Source organism: Lysobacter sp. GCM10012299, from assembly GCF_042649405.1.
Taxonomy (GTDB): Bacteria; Pseudomonadota; Gammaproteobacteria; order Xanthomonadales; family Xanthomonadaceae; genus Lysobacter_J.
Genome location: NZ_JBHRZC010000001.1, coordinates 615,979 through 641,060, shown reverse-complemented (window position 1 = coordinate 641,060; position 25,082 = coordinate 615,979). Strand labels below are relative to the sequence as shown.

20 protein-coding genes and 1 riboswitch are annotated in these 25,082 nt (G+C 67.2%); of the genes, 14 read left to right on the top strand and 6 right to left on the bottom strand.

The genetic code is table 11. The annotated features are described in order from the left end of the window. Window positions 1–39 precede the first annotated feature (39 nt). Window positions 40–651, bottom strand: a complete 612-nt coding sequence (locus ACFOPO_RS03190; protein WP_386700770.1) for a DUF998 domain-containing protein — start codon at window positions 649–651, stop codon at window positions 40–42. A gap of 127 nt (window positions 652–778) precedes the next feature. On the opposite strand from ACFOPO_RS03190, the gene trxA reads away from it, so the two are divergent. The 9 genes from trxA to ACFOPO_RS03145 all read left to right on the top strand — a co-directional run bounded on the left by trxA (window position 779) and on the right by ACFOPO_RS03145 (window position 11,815). Further along, window positions 779–1,651: a thioredoxin gene (gene trxA, locus ACFOPO_RS03185; protein WP_386700768.1), complete on the top strand. Its 873-nt coding sequence runs from the start codon at window positions 779–781 to the stop codon at window positions 1,649–1,651. A gap of 120 nt (window positions 1,652–1,771) precedes the next feature. Then, a complete protein-coding gene (locus tag ACFOPO_RS03180) occupies window positions 1,772–2,242 on the top strand; it encodes a DUF4442 domain-containing protein (protein WP_386700766.1) in 471 nt (156 codons plus the stop codon). A 140-nt stretch (window positions 2,243–2,382) separates the two neighbouring features. Next, the gene (locus ACFOPO_RS03175) at window positions 2,383–4,392 is read left to right on the top strand and encodes a bifunctional serine/threonine-protein kinase/formylglycine-generating enzyme family protein (RefSeq protein ID WP_386700764.1); all 2,010 of its coding nucleotides are present in this window, start codon (window positions 2,383–2,385) and stop codon (window positions 4,390–4,392) included. Between the two features lie 47 nt (window positions 4,393–4,439). After that, window positions 4,440–5,132 carry a DUF502 domain-containing protein gene (locus tag ACFOPO_RS03170; RefSeq protein ID WP_386700762.1) on the top strand — a complete coding sequence of 231 codons (693 nt, stop codon included), beginning with the start codon at window positions 4,440–4,442 and terminating at the stop codon, window positions 5,130–5,132. 10 nt (window positions 5,133–5,142) lie between these two features. Continuing rightward, a complete protein-coding gene (locus tag ACFOPO_RS03165) occupies window positions 5,143–5,922 on the top strand; it encodes a queuosine precursor transporter (protein WP_386700760.1) in 780 nt (259 codons plus the stop codon). Between the two features lie 103 nt (window positions 5,923–6,025). Then, entirely contained in the window at window positions 6,026–7,837 is a 1,812-nt protein-coding gene (locus ACFOPO_RS03160; protein ID WP_386700758.1) for a DUF885 domain-containing protein, read from the top strand. Between the two features lie 54 nt (window positions 7,838–7,891). Next, window positions 7,892–9,715, top strand: coding sequence for a DUF885 domain-containing protein (locus ACFOPO_RS03155; RefSeq protein WP_386700756.1), 1,824 nt, complete (start codon window positions 7,892–7,894; stop codon window positions 9,713–9,715). A 195-nt stretch (window positions 9,716–9,910) separates the two neighbouring features. After that, window positions 9,911–10,687: a murein L,D-transpeptidase catalytic domain family protein gene (locus tag ACFOPO_RS03150; RefSeq protein WP_386701261.1), complete on the top strand. Its 777-nt coding sequence runs from the start codon at window positions 9,911–9,913 to the stop codon at window positions 10,685–10,687. Window positions 10,688–10,765: 78 nt separating this feature from the next. Continuing rightward, on the top strand, window positions 10,766–11,815 hold the full coding sequence (locus tag ACFOPO_RS03145; protein WP_386700754.1) for a L,D-transpeptidase: 1,050 nt from the start codon (window positions 10,766–10,768) through the stop codon (window positions 11,813–11,815). 124 nt (window positions 11,816–11,939) lie between these two features. Here ACFOPO_RS03145 and ACFOPO_RS03140 read toward each other — a convergent pair whose 3' ends face one another. Next, entirely contained in the window at window positions 11,940–13,250 is a 1,311-nt protein-coding gene (locus tag ACFOPO_RS03140; RefSeq protein WP_386700752.1) for a DEAD/DEAH box helicase, read from the bottom strand. A 425-nt stretch (window positions 13,251–13,675) separates the two neighbouring features. On the opposite strand from ACFOPO_RS03140, the gene ACFOPO_RS03135 reads away from it, so the two are divergent. Together ACFOPO_RS03135 and ACFOPO_RS03130 are read left to right on the top strand one after the other, a co-directional pair. Further along, complete coding sequence (locus ACFOPO_RS03135) at window positions 13,676–14,029, top strand: DoxX family protein (protein ID WP_200606167.1); 354 nt, start codon at window positions 13,676–13,678, stop codon at window positions 14,027–14,029. A 28-nt stretch (window positions 14,030–14,057) separates the two neighbouring features. Next, window positions 14,058–15,227, top strand: a complete 1,170-nt coding sequence (locus ACFOPO_RS03130; protein WP_386700750.1) for a low temperature requirement protein A — start codon at window positions 14,058–14,060, stop codon at window positions 15,225–15,227. Here the strand turns inward: ACFOPO_RS03130 and ACFOPO_RS03125 are convergent, their stop codons facing one another. Further along, window positions 15,228–16,601 (bottom strand): MBL fold metallo-hydrolase RNA specificity domain-containing protein, encoded by a 1,374-nt coding sequence (locus ACFOPO_RS03125; protein WP_386700748.1) that lies wholly within the window; start codon window positions 16,599–16,601, stop codon window positions 15,228–15,230. Window positions 16,602–16,746: 145 nt separating this feature from the next. Here ACFOPO_RS03125 and ACFOPO_RS03120 point away from each other — a divergent pair, with 145 nt between their 5' ends. Then, window positions 16,747–18,189 (top strand): amidohydrolase family protein, encoded by a 1,443-nt coding sequence (locus ACFOPO_RS03120; protein WP_386700746.1) that lies wholly within the window; start codon window positions 16,747–16,749, stop codon window positions 18,187–18,189. Window positions 18,190–18,220: 31 nt separating this feature from the next. Beyond that, window positions 18,221–19,309 (top strand): aromatic ring-hydroxylating dioxygenase subunit alpha, encoded by a 1,089-nt coding sequence (locus ACFOPO_RS03115; protein WP_386700744.1) that lies wholly within the window; start codon window positions 18,221–18,223, stop codon window positions 19,307–19,309. A 97-nt stretch (window positions 19,310–19,406) separates the two neighbouring features. Here ACFOPO_RS03115 and ACFOPO_RS03110 read toward each other — a convergent pair whose 3' ends face one another. From ACFOPO_RS03110 to ACFOPO_RS03100, 3 genes are all read right to left on the bottom strand, one after another. Continuing rightward, window positions 19,407–20,666, bottom strand: coding sequence for a multidrug effflux MFS transporter (locus tag ACFOPO_RS03110; RefSeq protein WP_386700742.1), 1,260 nt, complete (start codon window positions 20,664–20,666; stop codon window positions 19,407–19,409). 70 nt (window positions 20,667–20,736) lie between these two features. Further along, window positions 20,737–21,192: a VOC family protein gene (locus ACFOPO_RS03105; protein WP_386700740.1), complete on the bottom strand. Its 456-nt coding sequence runs from the start codon at window positions 21,190–21,192 to the stop codon at window positions 20,737–20,739. Beyond that, window positions 21,189–21,722 carry a hypothetical protein gene (locus ACFOPO_RS03100; RefSeq protein WP_386700738.1) on the bottom strand — a complete coding sequence of 178 codons (534 nt, stop codon included), beginning with the start codon at window positions 21,720–21,722 and terminating at the stop codon, window positions 21,189–21,191. Before ACFOPO_RS03100 ends, ACFOPO_RS03105 begins: the two co-directional genes overlap by 4 nt. A gap of 261 nt (window positions 21,723–21,983) precedes the next feature. After that, a riboswitch (glycine riboswitch) is annotated at window positions 21,984–22,109 on the top strand. Between the two features lie 39 nt (window positions 22,110–22,148). On the opposite strand from ACFOPO_RS03100, the gene gcvP reads away from it, so the two are divergent. After that, window positions 22,149–25,022 carry an aminomethyl-transferring glycine dehydrogenase gene (gcvP, locus tag ACFOPO_RS03095; protein ID WP_386700735.1) on the top strand — a complete coding sequence of 958 codons (2,874 nt, stop codon included), beginning with the start codon at window positions 22,149–22,151 and terminating at the stop codon, window positions 25,020–25,022. The last annotated feature ends 60 nt before the right edge of the window (window positions 25,023–25,082 follow it).

The window sequence follows — 25,082 nt, the reverse complement described above, 5'->3', positions numbered from 1 at the left end:
CCATGGATCCCCGCCTTCGCGGGGATGACGATGACGGCGTCAACGACGCCGCGACGCGCCCCACACGCACGCCAGCCACAGCGCCAGCAACACCCGCTGCGCAATCGGCCCCGGCAGCCACGCAGCCGGCATCACGCTGAGCACGATCGCCAGCGCCCCTGCCGCGATGAACAGCCACGCCCAACCGGCCCAGCCCCGTGCCCTGCGCACGCCCAAGCCCAGCAGCACCGCGCCCGGCGCGAACGACAGCCACCAAAGCAACCACGCCGTCGCGTGGCGCTGGCTGCGAGCGTTCTCCAGATCGGCGGGATCCAGTGGCCAAAGTCCCTGCGCCGCGAATGCCAGCGCCGAAATCGCCAGCATCCACACGCCAATCGCGGCACTGCGGCCTGCGTCGCCGGGCAGGCGCGCACGCAGGCGCACCGCGACCACCGCAGCGAGCAGCCCCGGCACGACGAAACACAGCAGGTTGAACGCGGCTGCCCCGGGCACGCCGCGTGCCCCCAGCAGCGCGACCGGGTGCTGCTGGTGCGAGAACGGCTCGAATGCGGCGGCGAAGGCGAGAATCGTGCCGACACAACAAAGCACTGCCAGGGTGCCGGCATGGCGATCGAACAACGTGGCGATACGGCCGTTTGCGTCAGGGTTCACGAGGGTCCGGCAAAATCGGAACGATGGCCCGTCATGCTAGCGTGCCGACCGCCCCGGAATGCTTGCCAAGCATCCCGCCCGCCCCCATCTCCTGCGACTGACCACCGAGCCGAGCCGAGCACCGCTGATGACGACCGACACCGCCCCCACCTACGTCTTCGACGCCACCGCCGACAACTTCGAAGCGCAAGTGCTGCAGAAATCGCTGCAGACGCCGGTGCTGGTCGATTTCTGGGCGGAATGGTGCGGCCCGTGCAAGACCCTCGGACCGATCCTCGAGAAGCTCGCCGCCGACTACCACGGCGCCTTCGAGCTGGCCAAGGTCGACGTCGATAAGGAGCCGCAGCTGGCCGGGGCGTTCCAGGTCCGTTCGATCCCGACCGTCTTCCTGGTCAAGGACGGGCAACTGGTCGACGGCTTCCCCGGCGCGCTGCCGGAAGGCCAGATCCGCGAATTCCTCAAGCACCACGGCGTGGAACCGGGCACCCCGGCGGAAACTGACGCCGTCGAAGCGCCGGCCCCGGTACTGGACCCGCACGAGGAAGTGGTGCGCCTGCGCGGCGAAGCCGCCGCCAACGCCGACAACGCCGAGCTGCGCCTGGAGCTGGCCCTGGCCCTGCTCAAGACCGGCGCCGCGCAGGAAGCCGAGCAGCTGCTCGATGGCCTTCCCGCCAACCTGGCCACCGACGACCGCGCCCAGCGCGCACGTTCGCGCCTGGAGTTCGCCTCCCTGCTCAAGGACGCGCCGCCGGTCGCGGTGCTGGAAGCCTCGATCGCCAGCAATCCCGACGACCTGCGCGCCCGCCACATCCTCGGCGCCCTGCACATCGTCGGCGGCAATGCCGAGGCCGGGCTGGAGCAGTTCCTCGAGATGCTGCGTCGCGACCGCACCTACTCCGACGGCCTGCCGCGCAAGGCCCTGATCGATGCGTTCCGTGTGGTCGAGGACGAGGACCTGGTCGGTCGTTATCGCCGCCGGATGTCGTCGCTGCTGTTCTGACGCAAAAGCCTCCCTCTCCCCTTGTGGGAGAGGGTGCCCCGAAGGGGCGGGAGAGGGAAAGCCTTTCTCAATACGCATCCGTATGGCAGGCTATCCGCCCCACCCGCCTCCCCCGGTCGCATGAAATCCAGCCACCTGCGCCTCGGCCTGAACCTCTGGCCGCCGTTCCTGTTCAGCGGCATCCGCGTCACCGCCATCGCCGCCGACTACCGCCATGCCCACGTCGAACTGCGCATGCGCCCGTGGAACCGCAACTACGTCGGCACCCACTTCGGCGGCAGCCTGTTCGCCATGACCGACCCGTTCTGGATGCTGCTGACGATGAACGCCCTGGGCAGCGAGTACTGGGTCTGGGACAAGGCGGCGGAGATCGAATTCGTGAAGCCCGGACGCGGCACGGTCCATGCCGACTTCCGCCTCGACGAGCGCACGCTCGTCGAACTGCGCCAGGCCACTGCCACCGGTGCCAAGACGCTTCGCTGGTTCAACACCGACGTCGTCGACAGCGACGGCGATGTCGTCGCACGTTTGCGCAAACAGCTCTACGTCAGGCAGAAACCCAAGCATCGCGACGCTGCGGAAGTGGCTTAAAACAAGCGTGTTTTGCCTGTTTTCGACATAAACTGACGCTGTGCGTCATCACATCCGTCTTCACATCCCAGATGTGAGGATGGCGTCGTGAGCTTTGCGAATTGACGGCGTATGCTCCCGTTTCGCGACAGGGGGACGCGATGTCCGGACCAGCATCCAACATCGACAACGCATCGCCATTACCGGAGATCACCGGCTTTCACCTGCACAAGGTGATCAACCACGGTGGCATGTCGACCGTGTACCTGGGCAACCAGCTCGCGTTGTCGCGCGAAGTCGCCATCAAGGTGATGCTGCCGCTTGCACTGGCCGACGAAGTCAGTCGTCGCCGCTTCGAGAATGAAGTGCGCACGATCGCGCGCCTCGAACACCCCAACATCGTCACCATCCACGAAGTCGGTCGCACCCGCGAAGGGCTGCCCTACTACGCGATGCCGTACTTGCCGCGCGGCCACCTTGGCCAGCGCGACCTGAGCAAGGACGAACCGCGCGCGGTCGAAGTCGCGCTCACGCTGCTGTCGGCGCTCGACTACGCGCACTCGCGCGGCGTCGTCCATCGCGACGTCAAGGCCGAGAACGTGCTGTTCGACGACAGCGAGCGCGTGCTGCTCGCCGACTTCGGCATCGCCCTGCGCCGCGGCTTCGGCCCTCGCGTCACCGCCGCAGGCCTGGCCGTGGGCAGCACCGCGTACATGGCGCCCGAGCAGGCACGCGGCGAAGACGTCGATGGCCGCGCCGATCTTTACAGCCTCGGCGTGCTGCTGTGGGAAATGCTCACCGGCCGCCTGCCGTTCGAAGCCGCCGACGCGCTGTCGATGGCGGTGATGCACGCGCAGGACCCGATCCCGAAACTCCCGCAACACCTGCATCACTGGCAGCGCTTCATGAATCGCGCGCTGACCAAGCAGGCCGCCAATCGCTTCCAGGACGCCACGCAGATGGCCAACGCCATCCGCGCCGTGCAGCAGCGCAAGCCGTGGACGGCCGCGCTGGAAGCATTCGAGCGGCTGCGCCCCTCCAAGCGCTGGGCGACACCGATGTGGGCGGCGCTGGCCGTCGCTGCGGTGACGCTGGTCGTGCTTGGTTTCAGCATCGGCCGCGATGACGACGACGGCACGGCAGCCGCGCCGACCGAGGCCGTGGCCACTGCACCGACGGCGACAACCACCGACGACCCGACCGACGCGATGCTGCAGCCGCTGCCGGAAGCACCGCTGCAGCGCGCGCTCGACGAAGCCCGCCAGCAGATCGCGCGCGGCCGCCTGACCGAGCCCGACGACGCCAACGCCTTCGACAGCGTGCTGCTGGCCTGGCACACCGACAGCACCCATCCCGACGTGAGCAAGGCGATCGACGACCTCACGTTCGCGCTGTCGGCGCAGATCGTTCGCAACGTGCGCGACGGCAAGGACACGCGTGCGCGCGAGCTGCTGACCTATGCCAACAACCTCGGCCAGCAGACCGGCACCGCCAGCTCGCCGGCCCAGTCGGATTTGCGCAACCAGGCCAGCAAGGCGCTCGACGCCCGCCTGGAACAGGCGGTCAAGCGACGCGACAAGGCCGAAGTGCAGCGCACGACCGCACTGGCCGGGCAGCTCGACCTGCCGCGCAAGCTCGACCCGCGCCTGCTCGCCCAGGCCAAGGCGCTGCCCAAGGGCCTGGCCCGCGGCGCCACGATAGATGTCACCTCCCAGGCCAGCGCCAAGGTCAGCGTGACGATGACGCCGCGCCCGGTGTCGCGCCGCGAGTACGCCCGCTTCGCCGCGTCCAACGGCCGCACGCCGACGCTGTGCCGCGAGCGCGCCTCGCTGCTGCGCGTGATCGATCCGCGCGACTGGCAGAAGCCGGGCTTCAGGCAGGAAGAGAACGACCCGGTCGTTTGCATCTCGCTCGATGACGCCCAGGCCTACGCGCAGTGGTACAGCGCCCAGACCGGTCGCCGCTATCGCCTGCCCAGCGCCGAGGAGGCTGCCCACCTGCGCAGCGACAGCGGCAACCGGGCGCTGTCGATGTGGCTGCGCGACTGCGGCAGCAACTGCCAGCAGCGCCAGGTGGCCGGCGAGTCCTGGCGCAGCCGCCAGGACCAGCGCACGCTGCTGGCCGAGCGTGGCTATGACGACGTCGGCTTCCGCCTGGTGCGCGAACGCTGAGCCACCCGCCCGGCCGGGGCAAGCCGTGGTGCCCTACAATCCGCGCCATGTCCGAGACCCTCCCCGGCGGCCGCGCCGCCCCGACCCGCCCCAGCCTGCAACGGCTGTTCCTCACCGGTCTGCTCACCCTGCTGCCGATCTGGCTGACCTGGGTCGTCGTCAAGTTCGTGTTCGTGCTGCTGTCGGACATGAGCGCGCCGCTGATCACGCCGGTGCTGCAGAACCTTGCCACCACTTCGCCACAGACGCTGTCGTGGCTGGCCGAGCCGTGGGTGCGGACGGTGCTGGCGATGCTGGCCACGGTCGCGGTGATCCTGTTCTCCGGCGTGATGGCCAGGCGCGTGTTCGGCCAGCGCATGCTGCGCTGGTTCGAGGCGCTGATCGATCGCATCCCGCTGGCCAGCACCATCTACGGCAGCGCGCGCAAGTTGCTCGACATCCTGCAGACCAAGCCCGACGGCACCCAGCGCGTGGTGCTGATCGACTTCCCGCACTCGCAGATGAAGTCGATTGGATTTGTCACCCGCGTGCTGCGCGAGCAGGGCACCGGTCGCGAGCTCGCAGCGGTGTACGTGCCGACCACGCCGAACCCGACTTCCGGCTATCTGGAAATCGTGCCGGTGGAGATGATCACCCCGACCGACTGGAGCGTCGACCAGGCAATGAGCTTCATCATCTCCGGCGGCGCGGTGTCGCCCGACACCATTCCGTTCTCGCCACCGACCCCGCCGCGCGCATGAGTTGCCGCGCATGAGCCTGCAGGGACGCACGCTGCACGATCGCGCGGTGTGGTTGTTCATCGTGCTGAGCGCGTTCTTCTGCGTCAACGCGGTGCTGGCCGAGTTCATCGGCGTGAAGATCTTCGCGCTCGAGGACACCCTCGGCATCGCGCCGCTGGAATGGAACCTGTTCGGCCAGACCGGTTCGCTGAGTTTCACTGCCGGCACGCTGCTGTGGCCGGTGGTGTTCCTGATGACCGACGTCATCAACGAGTTCTTCGGCCGTCGCGGCGTGCGCATGATCTCGTGGCTGGCAGCGGCGCTGATCGTGTACGGCTTCGTGTTCGCGTTCGCGGCCATCTCGATCGCACCCGCGGACTGGTGGATCAAGGCCGCGCAGCCGCAGGGAGTGAGCGATTACCAGGCCGCGTTCGCCGCCGTGTTCGGCCAGGGGCTGTGGACCATTGGCGGCTCGCTGGTCGCCTTCATGCTCGGCCAGCTGATCGACGTCGCCGTGTTCCACCGCATCCGCAACATCACCGGCGAGAAGTACGTGTGGCTGCGCGCGACCGGCTCGACCGCGGTGTCGCAGCTGGTGGACAGCTTCGTCGTGCTCTACATCGCCTTCGTGCTGGGGCCGCAGAAGTGGCCGACTTCGCTGTTCCTGGCGGTCAGCACGGTCAACTATGCCTACAAGATGCTGGCCGCGATCGCGCTTATTCCGCTGATCTACCTGGTACGTGCCGGCATCACGCGCTATCTGGGCGAAGCCCGGGCGCAGCAGCTGCGTGAGGAAGCGGCGCTGGTGTAGGCGCCGCCGGGCGAACGGCGTCACATTCCGTGACTTCCGACCTAAGCGCCCCCTGCCCGCGTCGGCCATGCTTGGCCATTCGGCCTTGCCCGGGGACCCCTGTATGCCGTTGCTGCGCCCGCTTGCCCTTGCTCTTGCCCTGACCCTCGCATCCGCCGCAGCCGCGCCGGCCGTCGCCGCCGACACGCCGGCAACCGCATCGCAGGCCGCGAAAGCCGCCCGCCTCAACGCGCTCTACGAGCAGTACTGGGAAGAGCTGCTCAAGCTCAATCCGCTGCAGGCGACGTTCCAGGGCGACAACCGCTACAACGACCAGCTCCCCAACACGCTGTCGGCGCACTACCGCCAGCAGATGCACGACTTCAACACGCGCTGGCTCAAGTCAGTGAAGCAGGCCGGCAGCGACGGCCTCGCCGGGCAGGAACTGCTGAGCTGGCAGATCTTCGTGCGCGACCGCGAGAAGGCACTGGAAGGCGAGCAGTTCCCGACCTGGCAGCAGCCGGTCAACCAGTTCTACAACTTCGCCGCCACCATTGCCCAGCTCGGCTCCGGCACCGGTGCGCAACCGTTCAAGACCACCGCCGACTACGACGCCTGGCGCAAGCGCGCCGCGCAGGTGCCGGTGCTGTTCGCGCAGGCCATCGCCAACAGCCGCGAAGGCATGAAGAACGGCGTGGTGCAGCCGCGTGCGCTGATGGTGAAGGTGATCCCGCAGCTCGATGCGCTGATCAAGGGCAAAGCCGAGGACACGCTGTTCTGGGGCCCGGTCAAAGCGTTCCCGACCGGCATCTCCGACGCCGACAAGCAGCGCCTCACCGCCGAGTACAAGACGATGATCGAAGGCCAGCTGATGCCGGCCTATCGTGAGTTGCGCACCTTCATCAACGATGTCTACCTGCCGGCCACGCGCACCACGTCCGGACTCGATGCGCTGCCCAATGGCGCCGCCTGGTATGCCTACAACGCACGCAGCACGACCACGACCAACCTGACCCCGGCGCAGATCCACCAGATCGGCCTGGACGAAGTCGCGCGCATCCACGGCCTGATCGGCAAGGTCATGCAGCAGGTCGGCTTCAAGGGCTCGATGAAAGAGTTCTTCAAGTTCATGCAGACCGACCCACGCTTCAGTTTCAAGGACGAGCCGGCACTGCTGGCCTACTACCGCGGCCTGGAAGCGAAGATCAACGAGAAGATCCCCGAGCAGTTCTCGCTGACGCCGAAGGCGCCGTTCGAGATCCGGCCGGTCGAGGCATTCCGCGCGCAGTCCGCAGCCGGCGGCTCGTACCAGCGCCCGAGCCAGGACGGCACCCGTCCAGGCATCTTCTACGTCAACACCTACGACCTGCCGACCCGCAAGACCTGGGACGCGGAGGATCTCTACCTGCACGAAGCGATTCCGGGCCACCACTTCCAGCTCGCGCTGCAGCAGGAGCTGACCAACCTGCCCAAGTTCCGCCGCTTCGGCAGCGAGACGGCCTTCAGCGAGGGCTGGGGGCTGTACGCCGAATCGCTGGGCAAGGACGTGGGTGTGTACGAGGACCCCTATTCCTACTTCGGCTATCTGCAGAACGAGCTGTGGCGCGCCATCCGCCTGGTCGTCGACACCGGCTTGCACAGCCAGGGGTGGACCCGCGAGCAGGTGATCGCGTACATGCTGGACAACTCCGCCGAGAGCGAGACACAGTCCACCGCGGAAGCCGAGCGTTACATGGCCATACCGGCGCAAGCGCTGGCGTACAAGATGGGCGAACTGAAGATCCAGGAGCTGCGCAACCGCGCCGAGAAGGCCCTGGGACCGAAGTTCGACGTGCGCCGGTTCCACGCCGAAGTCCTGAAGGACGGTTCAGTGCCGCTTGAGATTCTCGAGGGCAAGATCGACCGCTGGATTGCCTCGGAGAAGGCAGCCGGCTGAAGCAAGCCACACGGTTTCGTTTCGCAAGATCCGCATTCACCAGGAGATCCACCCATGAAGCTGCACCCGCTCCTGCTCGCCATCGCCGTCACTGCTGCGATCGCCGGCTGCAAGCCCTCCACCGAGACGGCCACACCCGCCACCCCCGCCGCTCCGGCCGCCACCCAGAATTCCCAGGCCAAGGCCGACCAGCTCAACAAGCTGTACGCCGACTACTGGGAAGCCAACCTCAAGCTCAACCCGATCGCGGCGACCTTCCAGGGCGACCCGCGCTACAACGACCAGCTGCCCGACTATTTCTCCGCGCAGTACCGCGAGCAGACCAAGCAGTTCGTCACCGAGTGGCTGGCCAAGGTCGAAGCCGTCGGCAGCGAAGGCCTGACCGGCCAGGACCTGCTGAGCTACGAGATCTTCGTCGAAGACGCCAAGGACACGCTGGAGTCGTTCAAGTACCCGGACTGGCAGCTGCCGATCAACCAGATGCATTCGCTGCCATCGCTGGTCGTGCAGCTGGGCTCCGGCACGGGCGCGCAGCCGTTCAAGACCGTCAAGGATTACGACAACTGGCTGGCGCGCGCGAGCAAGCTGCCAACGCTGTTCGACTCGGCCATCACCAGCATGAACGAAGGCGTCACCGCCGGCGTGGTGCAGCCCAAGGCGTTGATGATCAAGGTCATCCCGCAGCTTGATGCGCTGATCAAGGCCAAGCCCGAGGACACGCTGTTCTGGGGCCCGATCACGCAGATGCCAAAGGACTTCTCCGACGCCGACAAGAAGCGCCTGACCGATGCTTACCGGGCGATGATCGCCGACCAGGTGATGCCGGCCTACAAGAAGCTGCGCACCTACATCAACGACGAATACCTGCCCAAGACCCGCGACACGGTCGGCCTGGACAAGCTGCCGGGCGGCGCAGCGTGGTACGCGTTCAATGCCAAGCAGAGCACCACCACCGACCTGACCCCGGAGCAGATCCACAAGATCGGCCTGGACGAAGTCGCGCGCATCCATGGCGAAATCCAGAAGGTCATGACCGAGGTCGGCTTCAAGGGTTCGATGCAGGACTTCTTCAAGTTCATGCAGACCGACAAGCGCTTCGGCTTCAAGGACGAGAAGGCGCTGCTGGAGTACTACCGCGCTCTCGAAGCGAAGATCAACCAGAAGATCCCGGAGCAGTTCTCGCTGATTCCCAAGTCGCCGTTCGAGATCCGTCCGGTCGAGCCGTTCCGTGCGCAGTCCGCGGCCGGTGGCGAGTACATGACGCCGAGCGAAGACGGTACGCGCCCGGGCATTTTCTACGTCAACACCTACGATCTGCCGACGCGCAAGACGTGGGACGCGGAAGACCTGTACCTGCATGAAGCCATCCCGGGCCACCACTTCCAGCTGGCGCTGCAGCAGGAGCTGAAGAACCTGCCGGCATTCCGTCGCTTCGGCGGCGAGAGTGCGTTCGCCGAAGGCTGGGGCCTGTACTCCGAGTCGCTGGGCAAGGACCTGGGTGTCTACACCGACCCGTACAACTACTTCGGCTATCTGCAGAACGAACTGTGGCGTGCGATCCGCCTGGTCACCGACACCGGCCTGCACAGCAAGGGCTGGACGCGCGAGCAGGTGATCAAGTACATGCTCGACAACTCCGCCGAGAGCGAGACCCAGGCCACGGCCGAAGCCGAGCGCTACATCGCGTGGCCGGGCCAGGCCCTGGCGTACAAGATCGGCGAGCTGAAGATCAAGGAACTGCGTGCGAAGGCCGAGAAGGAGCTGGGCCCGAAGTTCGACATCCGCGAGTTCCATGCCGAAGTGCTGAAGGATGGCGCAGTGCCGCTGAACATCCTGGAAGGCAAGATCGACCGCTGGATCGCAGCCAAGAAGGGCTGAGCCCACCGTTCGTCCTGAGCGTAGGCCCAAAGGGCCGAAGTCGAAGGACCCCGCAGCACCCGAACAGGCCGGCTTCCCGCCGGCCTGTTTTTTTGTGTCCGCGAAACTGAATAGCCCCGCCACCAAATCGAGCTTGTATTCGAACTTTCAGTCGCAAAATACTGTGGTTCAGCAATGCCTTACGACAATAGCCCGATGCTCAAGCCCCGCACCCTCCTCCTGGCCGCCGCTGCCCTGCTGCCGGCCACGCCCGGCCTCGCCACGCGCAAAGCCGGCGAGCCCGCGGTCGTGAAGTTTTCGCCTCCGGCGGAAGCCGCATCGCTGCCGGCTTCGCCGCTGGCGCGCCTGGCGCCGGGTGCCGACCCGAAAGTGCTCGATCTGGCGCAGGCGGCGATGCAATGCGCACAGGCCAGCGGTGTCGGTGCGAGTGCGCGGCGGCTGGCCGTCATCGACTACAGCCGGCCGTCGCTGCTGCCGCGCCTGTGGGTGTTCGACCTCGCCGCCGGCAAGCTGCTCTACGAGGAAGTCGTGGCCCATGGCCAGGGCTCGGGCGAGAACATCGCGACGCGTTTTTCGAACCGCGACGGCAGCCACCAGTCGAGCCTCGGCTTGTTCGTCACCGCCGACACCTACACCGGCAAGAATGGCTATTCGCTGCGCATGCAGGGCCTGGAGCCCGGCGTGAACGATGCGGCGATGGCGCGCGCGATCGTCATGCACGGCGCACCGTATGTCGATGCGAACCAGGGCAAGCGCATGGGCCGTCTCGGACGCAGCTGGGGTTGTCCCGCCGTGCGCACCGCCGTGGCCAAGCCGATGATCGACCTGCTCAAGGGCGGCCAGTTCGTGTTCTCGTACTACCCCGACCAGGCCTGGCTGGCGCGCTCGGCGCTGCTCAACTGCCCGGCCGCGCGACGCCAGCACGATGCCGTCGTCCACCACGACACCGCGGATCGACCGGCATCGGGCTGATGATGCGCAGGCGCCTTCTTGCTGGCGCCTACACATGCGTGCGCTAGGCTTGTGTCACGTCAAAGAACGGATCGCCTGATGCTTCGCCTCGCCCCGAGCCTGCTCGCCGCCAGTCTGTCCCTGCTCCTGTGCGTGTCCGCCGTCGCCGCGGTGCCTTCGTGGGGCGCGCGCGAATCCAGTCCCGCCAACACACCGCCGGCGCAGCTCAAGCCCGGGCAGTGGATCTGGGGCGGCGACAACCGGGCCGGGCCGCTGGCCGTGGTGGTGAGCCTCACCGAGCAGCGCGCCTACGTCTACCGCAACGGCATCCCGATCGGCGTGAGCACGGTCAGCACCGGCCGGAAGGGCTACGAAACGCCGACCGGTGTGTTCACGATCCTGCAGAAGGACGAGGACCACCGTTCCAGCAAGTACAACGCGGCACCAATGCCGTACATGCAGCGGCTTACCTGGGACGGCGTCGCCCTGCACGCCGGTGGACTGCCCGGCTATCCCGAGTCGCACGGTTGCGTGCACCTTCCGTCGGAGTTCGCGCGGCTGCTGTTCGGATCTTCGAACATGGGCATGACCGTGGTGGTGTCGCAGGAAGGCAAGTCGCCCGAGGACATCGTCCATCCGGGCGCGTTGAGTCCGATTGATCCGCACACGGGCGCCGAGACCGGTATTCCGCCGCTCGAGAACGGCCAGAAGTACCGCTGGCGTCCGGAAGTATCGACCGAGGGCCCGGTGTCGATCCTGCTCAGCGGCGCCGACGAGCGCGTGATCGTCTACCGCAACGGCATCGAGATCGGACGCTCGCGAGTGCTGATCCGCAATCCCGAAAAACCGCTGGGCACGCATGCCTACATCGTCAAGGAAGGCTACCTGCCCGGCGACAACCCGCTGCTGCCGGGCACGCAGATGCCGAACTGGAGCGCGATCGGCATCCCGGGTGGCAGCGATCCCTCGGGCATGCTGCTGGGTCCGGAAACGATCAACCGGGTCGTGATCCCGCATGACTTCGTCGCCGCGGTCTTGCCGCTGCTCAGTCCGGGCGTGGTGATGCTGGTGACCGATGCGCGGATGACGGACGCCACCAGCGGTGGTGCGCCGGTGCAGGTGCTGGATTCGGATCCGCCGGAAAGCTGACCGCACAGACATGTCATCCCCGCGAAGGCGGGATCCATGGGTTCCCGCCTTCGCGGGAACGACGATCAAGAAAAAACCCCGGTCTCGCGACCGGGGTTTTTGTTTCACGCGTTAGCCGCTGCGATCAGCCGCTGAAGCCGCTGCGCGAACCGCGACCAGCGCTCTGGCCGCCGCTGCGGTGCTGCTTCGGACCGGCATGGGCGTGACGCGCTGCCGGCTTGCCGTGCGGGCGATGCGACGGCTTGCGCGGCTGGCTGGCGCCGCGCGGGTTCGGGATCGGAGCGTTCATCTGGATCGGACGGCTCGCTTCGAAGCCCGGCACCGAGACCAGCTCGATGTCGGCCTTGAGCATGCGCTGGATCTGGCGCAGCAGACCGCCCTCTTCCGGCGCGACCAGCGACAGCGCTTCACCGCTGGCGCCGTTGCGGCCGGTACGGCCGATGCGGTGCACGTAGTCCTCGGCGACCATCGGCAGGTCGTAGTTGATCACCAGCGGCAGGTCCGGAATATCGAGGCCGCGCGCGGCGACGTCGGTGGCGACCAGCACGCGGGCCTTGCCCGACTTGAAGTCGCGCAGGGCTTTCTGGCGCTGCGCCTGGCTCTTGTTGCCGTGGATGGCGACCGACGCCAGGCCCGACTCTTCGAGCTGCTCTGCAAGGCGGTTGCAGCCGTGCTTGGTGCGGCCGAACACGATCGCGCGATCGGTGTGGCGACCGGCGAGGATCGACACCAGCAGGTCACGCTTCTTGGCGACGTCGACCGGGTGGGCGCGATGCACGATGGTCTCGGCGATGGTGTTCTGCGCGGCGACCTGCACCTGCTTGGGGTGATGCATGAACTCCAGAGCGAGCTGCTTGAGCTGCGACTCGAACGTGGCCGAGAACAGCATCGTCTGGCGCTCGCGCGGCAGCTTGGCGAGGATGCGCTTCATGGCCGGCAGGAAGCCCATGTCGAGCATGCGGTCGGCTTCGTCGAGGACCAGCACTTCGATCGCGTCGAGCTTGACCGTGCCGCGCTCCATGTGGTCGATCAGGCGACCCGGGGTGGCGACGAGCACGTCGACGCCGCGGCGGAACAGCTCCACCTGCGGGCCCATGCCGGCGCCACCGAAGATGGCGGCGATGCTCAGGCGGACGTGGCGGGAATAGCTGCGCAGGCTCTCGGTGACCTGCACCGCCAGCTCACGCGTCGGCACCAGGATCAGTGCGCGCGGACGGCGGAAGCCGTTCGACGGGGTCTGCTTGGACATGCGCTGCAGCAGCGGCAGGCCGAAGGCTGCGGTCTTGCCGGTGCCGGTCTGGGCGCCGCCGAGCAGGTCGTGGCCGGCCATGGCCAGCGGGATCGCTTCGGCCTGGATCGGCGTGGGAACGGTGTAGTTCTGGTCGGCGAGCGCGCGCAGCAACGCGGGCGAAAGCCCGAGGGATTCGAACGTCATGTGGTGAAACTCCTTTGGCTCGCGACGCCCGTCCACGCCCACGCAAAAAACGCGGACGCGCGATCGATTGTCGCGTTGATGACTCCAGCGTTCCCTAGAACCGCGCTGTGAGCGATCGAATTGGACGGCTGCCGGATGCTCCGGGCCGTGTCTGCGCGACGAAAGACGTGCGGGATAAAAGCCGTGTTGACTGGCCCAATGTCTGGACCACGGCGGGCATACCTGGGAAACGTACCCTTGCGGGGAGGCAGCCGTGCGCTGAACGGGGCGGACTCTACGCGAAAGGCGGGGTTGGTGCCAGTCCGGCGGGCCGGCCGGTTAAGCCTCCCGGGGGCCAAAGCGGCCGCGAGGCGCCCACGGGGCGGTGGCGGCGCCATTTGGCCGTTTGTGCGACCCTTCGCCCAAGTCGCATCGGGACGGGATTCATGGAGCGAAATGCCGGATGGCTGGCGGGCCGGGTGCTGGTGGCCAGCGTGTTCATCGCCATGGGCAGCTACCGCCTGCTGGCCTGGGCGGGCGGGGAAGCCATCGGCAGCGCCGCCGTCATCGCCAGCACCGCCGAACTGCTGCTGGGCCTGGCGATGGCCGCCGGCTGGCAACTGCGGTGGACCGCAACCCTGGCGGCCGTGGCGATGCTGGTCGACGCCCTGGTCTCGCACCCGTTCTGGTCCTTCGAGGGCGCGCAACGCGGCGCGCAACTGCTGCATTTCATGAAGAACGTATCGATCATCGGCGGCCTGTTGCTGCTGGCATTCGCCAACCGCCACCGCCACCACTGAAGTCGCCACTTACAACCTCGCGAACACGATGACCACTTCCTTGCTGCGCCAGCGCGGCCACCAGGACAGCAGCCGCGTCTCCATGGTCGAGCTGTTCTTCGACCTGGTCTTCGTGTTCGCCGTCACCCAGCTGTCGCACGGCCTGCTCGCCGATCTGAGCGTGAAAGGCGCGATGCAGACGCTGCTGCTGTTCCTGGCGGTGTGGTGGCTGTGGATCTTCACCTCTTGGGTCACCAACTGGCTCGACCCCGAGCGAGCGCCGGTGCGGGTGATGCTGTTCGCGCTGATGCTGGGCGGGCTGCTGATGTCCTCGTCGATCCCGCAGGCGTTCGGCGAACGCGGCCTGGTGTTCGGCGTGGTGTTCGCATCGATGCAGGTCGGCCGCACCGTGTTCGTCGCCTGCGTCATGCGCGGCCACAGCCCGGTGCATTTCCACACGTTCGTCCGCATCGCCTCGTGGATGTCGCTGTCGGCGGTGTTCTGGATCCTCGGCGGCCTTGCCGACGGATCTTCGCGCGCCAGCTACTGGATCGCCGCGGTGGCGATCGAGTACATCTCGCCGGCCGTGTACTTCTGGGTGCCGGGACTGGGACGTTCGACCACCGCCGACTGGGACGTCGACGGCCATCACCTCGCCGAACGCTGCGGCTTGTTCGTCATCATCGCCCTGGGCGAATCGATACTCGTCACCGGCGCGACGTTCGCCGGCCTGGCCTGGACGGCCCTGACGGTCACCGCCTTCGTCAGCGCCTTCCTCGGCAGCGTGGCGATGTGGTGGATCTATTTCGACAGCGGCGCCGAACGCGCCAGCCATCGCATTTCGCATTCGGAGGATCCCGGGCGCCAGGCGCGGCTGATCTACACCTACCTGCACCTGCTGATCGTCGGCGGCGTGATCGTCTGCGCGGTCGCCGACGAACTGGTGCTCACCCACCCCGAGCACGCCACCGATGCCGGCCTGGCCGCGATCCTGGGCGGACCGGCGCTGTACCTGGTCGGCAATGCACTGTTCAAATGGGCCAGCTACGAGCGCCGTACGCCGCCGCTGTCGCACTGCGCCGGTCTGGTGCTGCTGGCCGCGCTTGCGCCCATGGCCATGTCGCTGCACCTGTCGGCGCTGGCCCTGGGCGTGGCAACCACTGCGGTGCTGGTGCTGGTGGCCGTGTGGGAAACGATTGCGCTGCGTCGGGTGCGTTGATCAGACCTCGAGCACCATCCCCGGCCTCGCAAGCACTGCCTGCACGCCATAACGCTCGCCGATTTCACCGGCCAGCGCCTCGCGCGCCTTGTCTTCGCCATGCACCAGCGCCAGCGGCGGATGGCCTTCGATGGCGCCGTACCACTCCATCAGGCCACGCTGGTCGGTATGTGCAGACAAGCCGCCGACGGTATGGCGCTGCGCATTCACGCGCACATCCGAGCCATGGATGCGCGCCCACGACGCACCATCGACCAGCCTGCGCCCGAGCGTGCCTTCGGCCTGGTAGCCGACAAACACCACATGCGTCTGGCGGCGATCGAGGCGGTGGCGGAAGTGGTGCAGGATGCGCCCGGCATTGGCCATGCCGGAGCCTGCAATCACGATGGCCCCGCGTTCGATGCGATTGATCGCCATCGACTCCTCGCGTGACGCGGTGATGTGCAGGTTGGGCAGGCGGAACGGATTGGGCTTGTCCTGCCAGACGCGCCGCGCGTCTTCGTCGAACAGGTCGGCGTTGCGGTCATAGATGTCGACCACCTTCGCCGCCATCGGGCTGTCGAGGAAGATCTGCCAGCGCGCCAGCTGCCACTCCTCCCAGTGCCGCGCGAACCAGTACAGCAACTCCTGGCTGCGGCCGACCGCGAAGGCGGGAATCAGGACGTTGCCGCCCTCGTTCCAGGCCGTGTCGAGGATTGTGCCCAGCTCGCGGATGGTCTCGACGCGATCGCGGTGCAGGCGGTCGCCGTAGGTCGATTCCATCAACACCAGGTCGGCGCGGTCGATGATCGCCGGGTCGCGCAGGATGGGCGTGCCCTTGGGACCCAGGTCGCCGGAGAACACCAGCTTGCGTCCATCGGCCCAGACCTCCACGCTCGATGAGCCGAGGATGTGGCCGGCCTCGCGGAAGCAGATGTCTATGCCCGGCAGCACTTCGCTGCGCTGGTCGTAGGGCAGCGTGCGCACCTGCTTCATCGCCGCCTGCACGTCTTCGCGCGTGTACAGCGCCAGCACTTCCGGCTCGCCCTGGCGGCGATGGCGGTTGGCACGCTCGGCGTCGCCTTCCTGGATCGAGGCGGCATCGAGCAGCATCACCGGCATCAGCTCGGCCGTGGCCTGCTGCGCGTATATCGGACCCTTGAAGCCGCGACGCACCAGCAGTGGCACGCGACCGATGTGGTCGATGTGGGCGTGGCTGATGACCAGCGCATCCAGCGCGGCCGGATCGAACGGGAACGACTCGTGGTTGCGCCGTTCAGCCTCGGGACTGCCCTGGATGAGGCCGCAGTCGAGCAGCAGCCGCCGACCGGCCGCTTCTACCTCGTGCAGCGAGCCGGTGACCTCGCCCGCCGCCCCATGGAAATGCACGCGCATCGCCGCATCCTTTGCCCGTCGTGGTGACAGGCGAAACCTAGCATGGGCGTTGGCAGGCGCCGTGACTGCCAACCGCCCCCACGACGGCGAACCCGGCCACAATCGTGGTTCTCCTGCTTTACCGCCCCACTTTGAGAAGTCCCCGATGACCAAGCCCCTGCTGTCCGCCGCGCTCGTCCTCATAGCCTGTGGGCCCCTTCACGCCGCCGAACACGTCGACCTGCTGGTGCGCGATGCGACCGTGATCGATGTCGTCGACGGCAAGCGCATCCCGCACCAGGCCATCGCCGTGCGCGATGCGCGCATCGTCGCCATCGTCGACAACGCCCGCGCCGGCCGCTACGACGCCGCACGGACCGTCGATGCCAGCGGCAAGTTCGCGATCCCGGGGCTGTGGGACATGCACGTGCATTTCGGCGGCGGCGAGGCCCTGATCGAAGAGAATCGCAACTTGCTGCCGCTGTACGTCGCCCACGGCATCACGGCGGTGCGTGACGCCGCCGGCGACCTCAGTCCCAGCGTATTCGAATGGCGCACCGCCACCGCCGCCGGCACGTTGCTGGGGCCGCGGATTTTCACCTCCGGCCCGAAGATCGAAGGCTACAAGTCCATCTGGCCCGGCGACCTGGAGATCGGTTCGATCGCCGAGCTGAACCAGGCGCTCGACAAGCTGCAGGGCTGGAAGGTCGACTTCGTCAAGATCACCGACAACACGCTCTCGCCCGAGCTGTTCATGGCCGCCGTGAAGGAGGCCGGGCGTCGCGGCCTGAAGACCTCCGCGCACGTGCCCTACCCGATCACCATCGACGAAATCAGCGCCGCCGGGCTGAGCTCGGTCGAACACATCGACTACGCCTTCAAGGCCGGCTCGCCGAAGGAGAAGGAACTGGGCGAAGCGATCGCCCGCGGCGAGATCACCAGCCGCGACGCATGGACGCAGTGGAACGCCACCTTCGACGTCAAGCTGGCCAAGGCCACCTACGCGCGCATGGCCAGGCGCGGCACGGCGGTGACGCCGACGCTCAACGGCAGCGAGGTCGTCGCGTACCTCGACCAGGACGACCACCGCAAGGACGACTACCTCAAGTACATCGGCCCGGGCCTGCAGGCGACCTACACCTGGCGCGTCGAACGTGCGGCCAAGGACGACGCCTCCGCCATTTCCGCGCGCCACCTGCGCTTCGAGCGCAACGCCTCGGTGCTGCCGCTGCTGCAGCAGGCCGGGGTGACGATCCTGGCGGGCACCGACGCCGGCTTCCTCAACTCGTACAACTACCCCGGCATTGGCCTGCACGACGAACTGGGCCTGCTGGTGAAGCACGGCCTGACGCCGCTGCAGGCGCTGCAGGCAGCGACCATCAACGGCGCCCGATTCCTCGGCCACGACGACAGCAACGGCACGCTGGCCTCGGGCAAGGCCGCCGACATCGTCCTGCTCGATGCCGACCCGCTGCTGGACATAGCCGCGACCCGCCGCATCGACACCGTGGTGATGAAAGGCCAGGCCTACGACCGCGGCGACCTGGACGCGATGCTGGCGGACGTGGAGGCGCGGGTGGCTGCCCAGCAGGCGAAAGCGAAGCCTTAAAAACGCGATGCGGTGGGGGCATACTTGGCCGATGAACCGCCCCGACCTGCTCGACGCCGCCGCCCTCGCCGCCCAGCCGGCGGACCGTGCCACTTCGCTCGCCGCGCGCTTCTACGCCGACCCGGCGACGGTGGCATTGGACCGCGAGCGGATCTTCGACCGCGGATGGCAGATCCTCGCCCACGTCTGCCAGCTGCAGAACGCCGGCGACCACGTCGTCGGTGACTTCAACGGCCTGCCGGTGATCGCCGTGCGCGGCGCCGACGGCGAGATCCGCGTCTTCCACAACGTCTGCCGCCATCGCGCCGGCCCGCTGGCCGCCTGCGACGGCCTGGCGGCCAAGTCGCTGCGCTGCCGCTACCACGGCTGGACCTACACCCTCGACGGCACCCTGCGCTCGGCGCCCGAGATGGGCACCGCGCCGGACTTCAACGTCGCCGACGTCAAGCTGCCGCAGCTGGCTGTGCGGGTGTGGCAGGGGCTGGTGTTCGCCGCGGTCGATGCCGGGCACGCCATCGACTTCGATGCGATGGTCGCCGGCATCGACGAGCGCGTCGGTGCCGATCGCCACCTCGAGCGTTACGGCCACCATCGCCGCGTCGGCTACGACATCAACTGCAACTGGAAGATCTACATCGACAATTACCTGGAGGGTTACCACGTGCCGCACGTGCACCCCGGGTTGAACAAGTTGCTGGACTACCGCAGCTACACGACCGATACCCACGAGTGGTACTCGCTGCAGTTCAGCCCGCTGGAAAGCGGTGACGACCTGTATGGCAGCGGCGATGCGCTGTACTACTGGATCTGGCCGAACACGATGCTCAACATCGTCCCCGGACGCCTGCAGACCAACCGCGTGATCGCCAAGGGCGTGGACAAGTGCCGCGTCGAGTTCGACTTCTACTACGCGATGGACGAGTCCGAGGAAGCCGCGGAGCGGCGACTTGCCGACCTCAACTTCAGCGACGAAGTGCAGTTCGAGGACCTCACCATCTGCGAGGACGTGCAACGCGGCATGGCGTCAGGTTCGTACCAGCCGGGCCGGTTGAACCCGCTGCGCGAGAACGCGGTGCACCATTTCCACGAACTACTGCGCCGCGTGTACCGCGAGGCCTGACCTGTCGTCATTCCCGCGAAGGCGGGAATCCATGGACGTTGGCCTTCAGCGCAAAAGCAATGGCTCCCGGCCTGCGCCGGGATGACGGAGCTTCGTTTCACAGGCTCTCTTCCGGCACCGTCGCGCTCGGCTCGGCCGGGCACTGCGTCCGCACCACCCTCGCCTCCCAGCGCCAGAAGCTCCACGCCACCAGCAGGAAGGCACTGGCCACGCCCACCATCCACAGCATGTGGTCGCTGATCCACGGCGACAGCACGCCGGCGATCAGCGCATTGAGCACCAGGCTGGTGAAGGCCTGCATCGACGAGGCCGAACCGCGCTGGCGCGGGTACATGTCGAGGATGGCCAAGGTGACGATCGGAAACACCAGGGCGATGCCGAAGGCATTGAGCATCATCGGCAACACCGCCCACGGCACCTGCGGCGTATCGGTCCACAGGTTGTAGCCCAGGTTGAGCAGCATCGCCACGGCCGAACAGGCAAAACCGATCGACACCAGCCGCTCGCCGCCGACCTTGCCGGCCGCGCGCCCGGACACGAACGCACCCAGCACCATGCCGCTGATCATCGGCACGAAGAACCAGCCGAACTGGCGCTCGTCCAGCTTGAGCACGTCGAGCACGAACGCCGGCGCCGAAGAGATGTACAGCCACAGCGCAGCAAAGTTGAACGCACTGGCCGCGGCCAGGCGCTGGAAGCGCGGGTTGATGACGATGGCGATGTAATCGCGCAGCAACCGGCGCGGCACCATCGGCAGGCGCGCCTGCGGCGGATGGGTCTCCGGCAGCGTGCGCCAGGTGAACACCAGCAGCACCAGCGAGAACGCCACCAGGAACCAGAAGATCGCCGGCCAGTGGCTCCAGCCGAGGATCCAGCCGCCGATCACCGGCGCAACCGCCGGCGCGACGCCGAAGATCATCGACACCTGGCTCATCAGGCGCTGCGCGTCATGGCCGTGCAGAACATCACGGATCACGGCACGGCCGACGATCAGGCCCACGCCCGATGACAGCCCCTGCAGCGCACGGAACACCAGCAACGTGGTCAGGTCGGTGGACAACGCACAACCAACCGAAGCCGCGGTGAACACCGTCAACCCGCCGAGGATGACGCGGCGGCGCCCGATCGCATCCGACAACGGCCCGTGCACGATGCTCATCGCCGCATAGGCGATCAGGTAGACGCTGATGGTCTGCTGCATGGCCAGCTTGTCGGCGCCGAACTGCGTGCCGATGGCCGGGAACGCCGGGAAGATCGTGTCGATCGAGAACGGTCCGAACATCGCCAGCCCGCCAAGCAGCAACGCCAGCAGGCGAATGGAAATGGACAGCGAAGGCGCAGGTGCAGCAGCAGTCATCAAAAATCCCGATAGTCACGTAGCCCGGGTAAGCGAAGCGCACCCGGGACCCCGCAAGCAGAACAAAAAATCAAGTACTCGCGTTCGAAGCCGCCGTATCGATCGGCACCTCATCCGGCGGTCCCTTGAGCTCGACCAGATTGCCTTCCGGATCGAGCAGATACTGCGACGGACCTTCGCCTTCGGCACCGTAGCGGCGGCCGAACTCGCCGATCTGAACGCCATGCGACAACAAGTACGCCACGATCGCGTCCCGGTCGAACGGATCGGCGCGCAGGCACAGGTGATCCATGTTGCGCCCTTCAAGCCCGGGCGCGGCACCGCCCATGCGTCCGATCTTGCCGGACACGGCCACCAGGTCGATCAGAGAATTCCCGGCGCGCAGCTGCACCAGGCCCATCGCATCGACCCGGCGCTCGACGTTGCAGCCGAGCACGTTGCAGTAGAACGCCTCCATCACCGCAGGGTCGCGCGCGCGCAGCACGACGTGATCGAGCTGCAACAGTCGGAACGGTGCATCACTCATCTCGTGCCTCCTGCGTACCGGCCGCAAAGAATACGCCCCGCGTGTGCACGCGGTGTGCGACCACAGGAATCCGGACCGCTACGGTTCCGCCAGCACGATGCCCGTGTCCGGTGCCAGGCCCACGCCTTCCAGTGGAACCCGCGCATGTCCATGAAGACCAGGCGGCCCCACAAGCGTCGGCGCAGCTCGACCAACCGCTCGGGATGGTCACGGCGGAAGGTCTCCGGCCACGACACCAGCAGCGCCAGCAGCACCGAAAAGAGCAGCAGCAGCGCGTACATGGGATCGCGCAGGCCAGCCACCAGGTAGTCGCTGGCCTGCATGTATTCGAGGATCGGCAGGCCAAAGCCGCGATAGAACCAGTAGTTGGCCCACAGCCCGAGGAACGAGACGAGCACGTAGGCCGCAGTGAACGGCAGGCTCGGCTCGCGCAGCATCCGCCGCCAAGCCAGCGTGACCCAGGGCGCGGCTTCGCGACGGGCGACGGGTTCTGCCGCCGTGACGGCTGCCGGATCGGTCTCGACGTTCATGGTCTGCTCGCTCCCTGATGACCGGCGCCGCCGGCGGCCCGCCCTGCGGCGGTTCCGGGCCATGGTAAAGCCAGGATCGGGAATCTGAACAGGGAACACGGACCCGGTCCACGGCGGCCGACGGCACCGGAATCGCCCCGACAGCGGCTATAATTCGCCGGTCAAGCACGCGGTGGGAGAAGCGGTCGGCCAGAACCATGGCCAGGCTGCTGCCGAAGGCGCAATCGCCCGTAATCGCTCAGGCCCCATTACCGCCGCGTGCCTAACAACTCTGGAGAGACCGGTTCAATCCGGCGCCGAAGGGGCACGAAGCGCACCCTCCCCCGCTGCCCAGCACACCGGGTGGCACGCTTCCAAACTCTCAGGCAAAAGGACAGAGGGGCGCCTTTCGTGCGGCATGCACGTGACCAACGGACGCCCCTGCCAATGAGCCAGACTTTGCCCGCTTCCCTGCGCGACCTCGAGCACCACGACGCGTTCCTCGAGCGCCACATCGGCCCCAACGACGCTGAAATCGCCCAGATGCTGAGCGTGGTCGGCTACGACTCGCTCGACGCGATGACCGATGCCATCGTGCCGGCAAACATCAAGTCGCCGTCGCCGCTGGCACTGCCGGCACCGATCACCGAGGTCGAGGCCATCGCCAAGATCCGCGCGATCGCCGACCAGAACCAGGTCTTCCGCAGCTTCATCGGCCAGGGCTACTACGGCACGCACACGCCCAACGTCATCCTGCGCAACATCCTCGAGAACCCGGCGTGGTACACGGCCTACACGCCGTACCAGGCGGAGATCTCGCAGGGCCGCATGGAAGCGCTGATCAACTTCCAGACGATGTGCGCCGACCTGACCGGCATGGAGATCGCCAACGCGTCCCTGCTCGACGAAGGCACCGCTGCCGCCGAGGCCATGACCCTGGCCAAGCGCTCGGCCAAGTCGAAGTCGAACGTGTTCTTCGTCTCCAACGGCGTGCACCCGCAAACGCTTGAGGTGCTGCGCACGCGCGCCGAGCCGCTCGACATCGAGCTGGTCGTCGCCGACGACGCCGAAGCCATCAGCATCGACAGCTTCGGCGTGCTGCTGCAGTACCCCAACACCTTCGGCCAGATCCACGACTACAAGGCGCTGGCCGATGCCGTGCACGCGCGCGGCGGCCTGGTCGCCGTGGCCACCGACCTGCTCGCCCTGACCCTGATCGCCGCGCCGGGCGAATGGGGCGCCGACATCGTCGTCGGCAACACCCAGCGCTTCGGCGTGCCGTTCGGTTTCGGCGGCCCGCATGCGGCGTTCATGGCCTGCCGCGACGCCTACAAGCGCTCGATGCCAGGCCGCCTGATCGGCGTGTCGATCGATGCCGAGGGCAAGGCCGCCTATCGCCTGACCCTGCAGACGCGCGAACAGCACATCCGCCGCGAGAAGGCCACGTCCAACATCTGCACCGCGCAGGTGCTGCTGGCGGTGATGGCGAGCATGTATGCGGTCTACCACGGCCCCGAGGGACTGGTCCGCATCGCCCGCCGCACGCATCGCCTCGCCGCGATCCTCGCAGGCTCCCTGCGCCAGGCCGGCCTTACCGTGGGCCCGGACTTCTTCGACACGCTGCATGTGGTCGGCGTCGATGCCGCCGCCGTCCACGCCAAGGCCGAAGCCGCGCGCATCAACCTGCGCCGCATCGATGGCAACAGCGTGAGCATCAGCCTCGACGAGACCACCACGCGCGCGGAGGTGATCGCACTGGCGGCGCTGTTCGGCGCCAGCATCAACGACATCGACGCACTCGACAGCGCCACTGCCGACGCACTGCCGGCCGGCCTCAAGCGCACCAGCGGCTTCCTCGAGCACCCGGTGTTCAACACCCACCACAGCGAGCACGAGCTGCTGCGCTACATGCGCGCCCTGGCCGACAAGGACCTGGCGATGGATCGCACCATGATCCCGCTGGGCAGCTGCACGATGAAGCTCAACGCCACCGCCGAGATGATCCCGGTGACGTGGCCGGAGTTCGGCAACCTGCACCCGCTGGCCCCGGCCACGCAGGCGCAGGGCTACAAGGAACTGATCGACGGCCTGGAAGCGATGCTGGTCGAGTGCACCGGTTACGACGCCGTCAGCCTGCAGCCGAACTCCGGCGCGCAGGGCGAATACGCCGGCCTGCTGGCGATCCGCGCCTACCACCGCTCGCGCGGCGAAGACCACCGCGACATCTGCCTGATCCCGGAATCGGCGCACGGCACCAACCCGGCCTCGGCGCAGATGTGCGGCATGCAGGTCGTGGTGACCAAGTGCGACGCCAACGGCAACGTCGACGTCGACGACATCCAGCGCGCCGCCGAGAAGTACAGCGAGCGCCTGGCCGCGCTGATGATCACCTACCCGTCCACGCACGGCGTGTTCGAGGAAGACATCGTCAAGATCTGCGAGATCGTCCACACGCACGGCGGACAGGTCTACACCGACGGCGCCAACATGAACGCCCTGGTCGGCGTCGCCAAGCCCGGCAAGTGGGGCTCGGACGTATCGCACCTGAACCTGCACAAGACCTTCTGCATCCCGCACGGCGGCGGTGGCCCGGGCGTCGGCCCGTGCGCGGTGAAGTCGCACCTGGCGCCGTTCCTGCCGCGCACGTTTGGCGGTGACGGTGACGTCGGCATGGTGTCGGCTGCCAGCTTCGGTTCGGCCTCGATCCTGCCGATCAGCTGGATGTACGTCACGATGATGGGCGCGGAAGGCCTGCGCAAAGCGACCCAGGTCGCCCTGCTCAATGCCAACTACATCGCCACCCGCCTGGCGCCGCACTACGAGACGCTCTACACCGGCCGCAACGGTCTTGTCGCGCACGAGTGCATCCTCGACCTGCGCCCGCTCAAGGACGCCACCGGCGTGTCGGCCGAGGACGTCGCCAAGCGCCTGATCGACTTCGGCTTCCATGCCCCGACTCTGAGCTTCCCGGTCGCCGGCACGCTGATGGTCGAACCGACCGAGTCGGAATCGCAGCACGAGCTCGACCGTTTCATCGACGCGATGATCCAGATCCGCGACGAGATCCGCGCGATCGAGGACGGCAAGCTGGACCGCGAGGACAACCCGCTCAAGCACGCGCCGCACACCGCCACCGCGGTCACGGCCAGCGAGTGGACCCACGCTTATCCGCGCGAGCTGGCGGCGTTCCCGCTGCCGTCGCTGCGCCTGCAGAAGTACTGGCCGCCGGTCGCGCGCGTCGACAACGTCTACGGCGACAAGAACGTCATGTGCGCCTGCATCCCGGTGGACGCCTACAAGGACGAAGTGGTCGAGGCGTAACTGCCCTTCGCTCCCGATCGTTACGCAACAAGGCCCCGCACTGCGGGGCCTCGTTGTTTG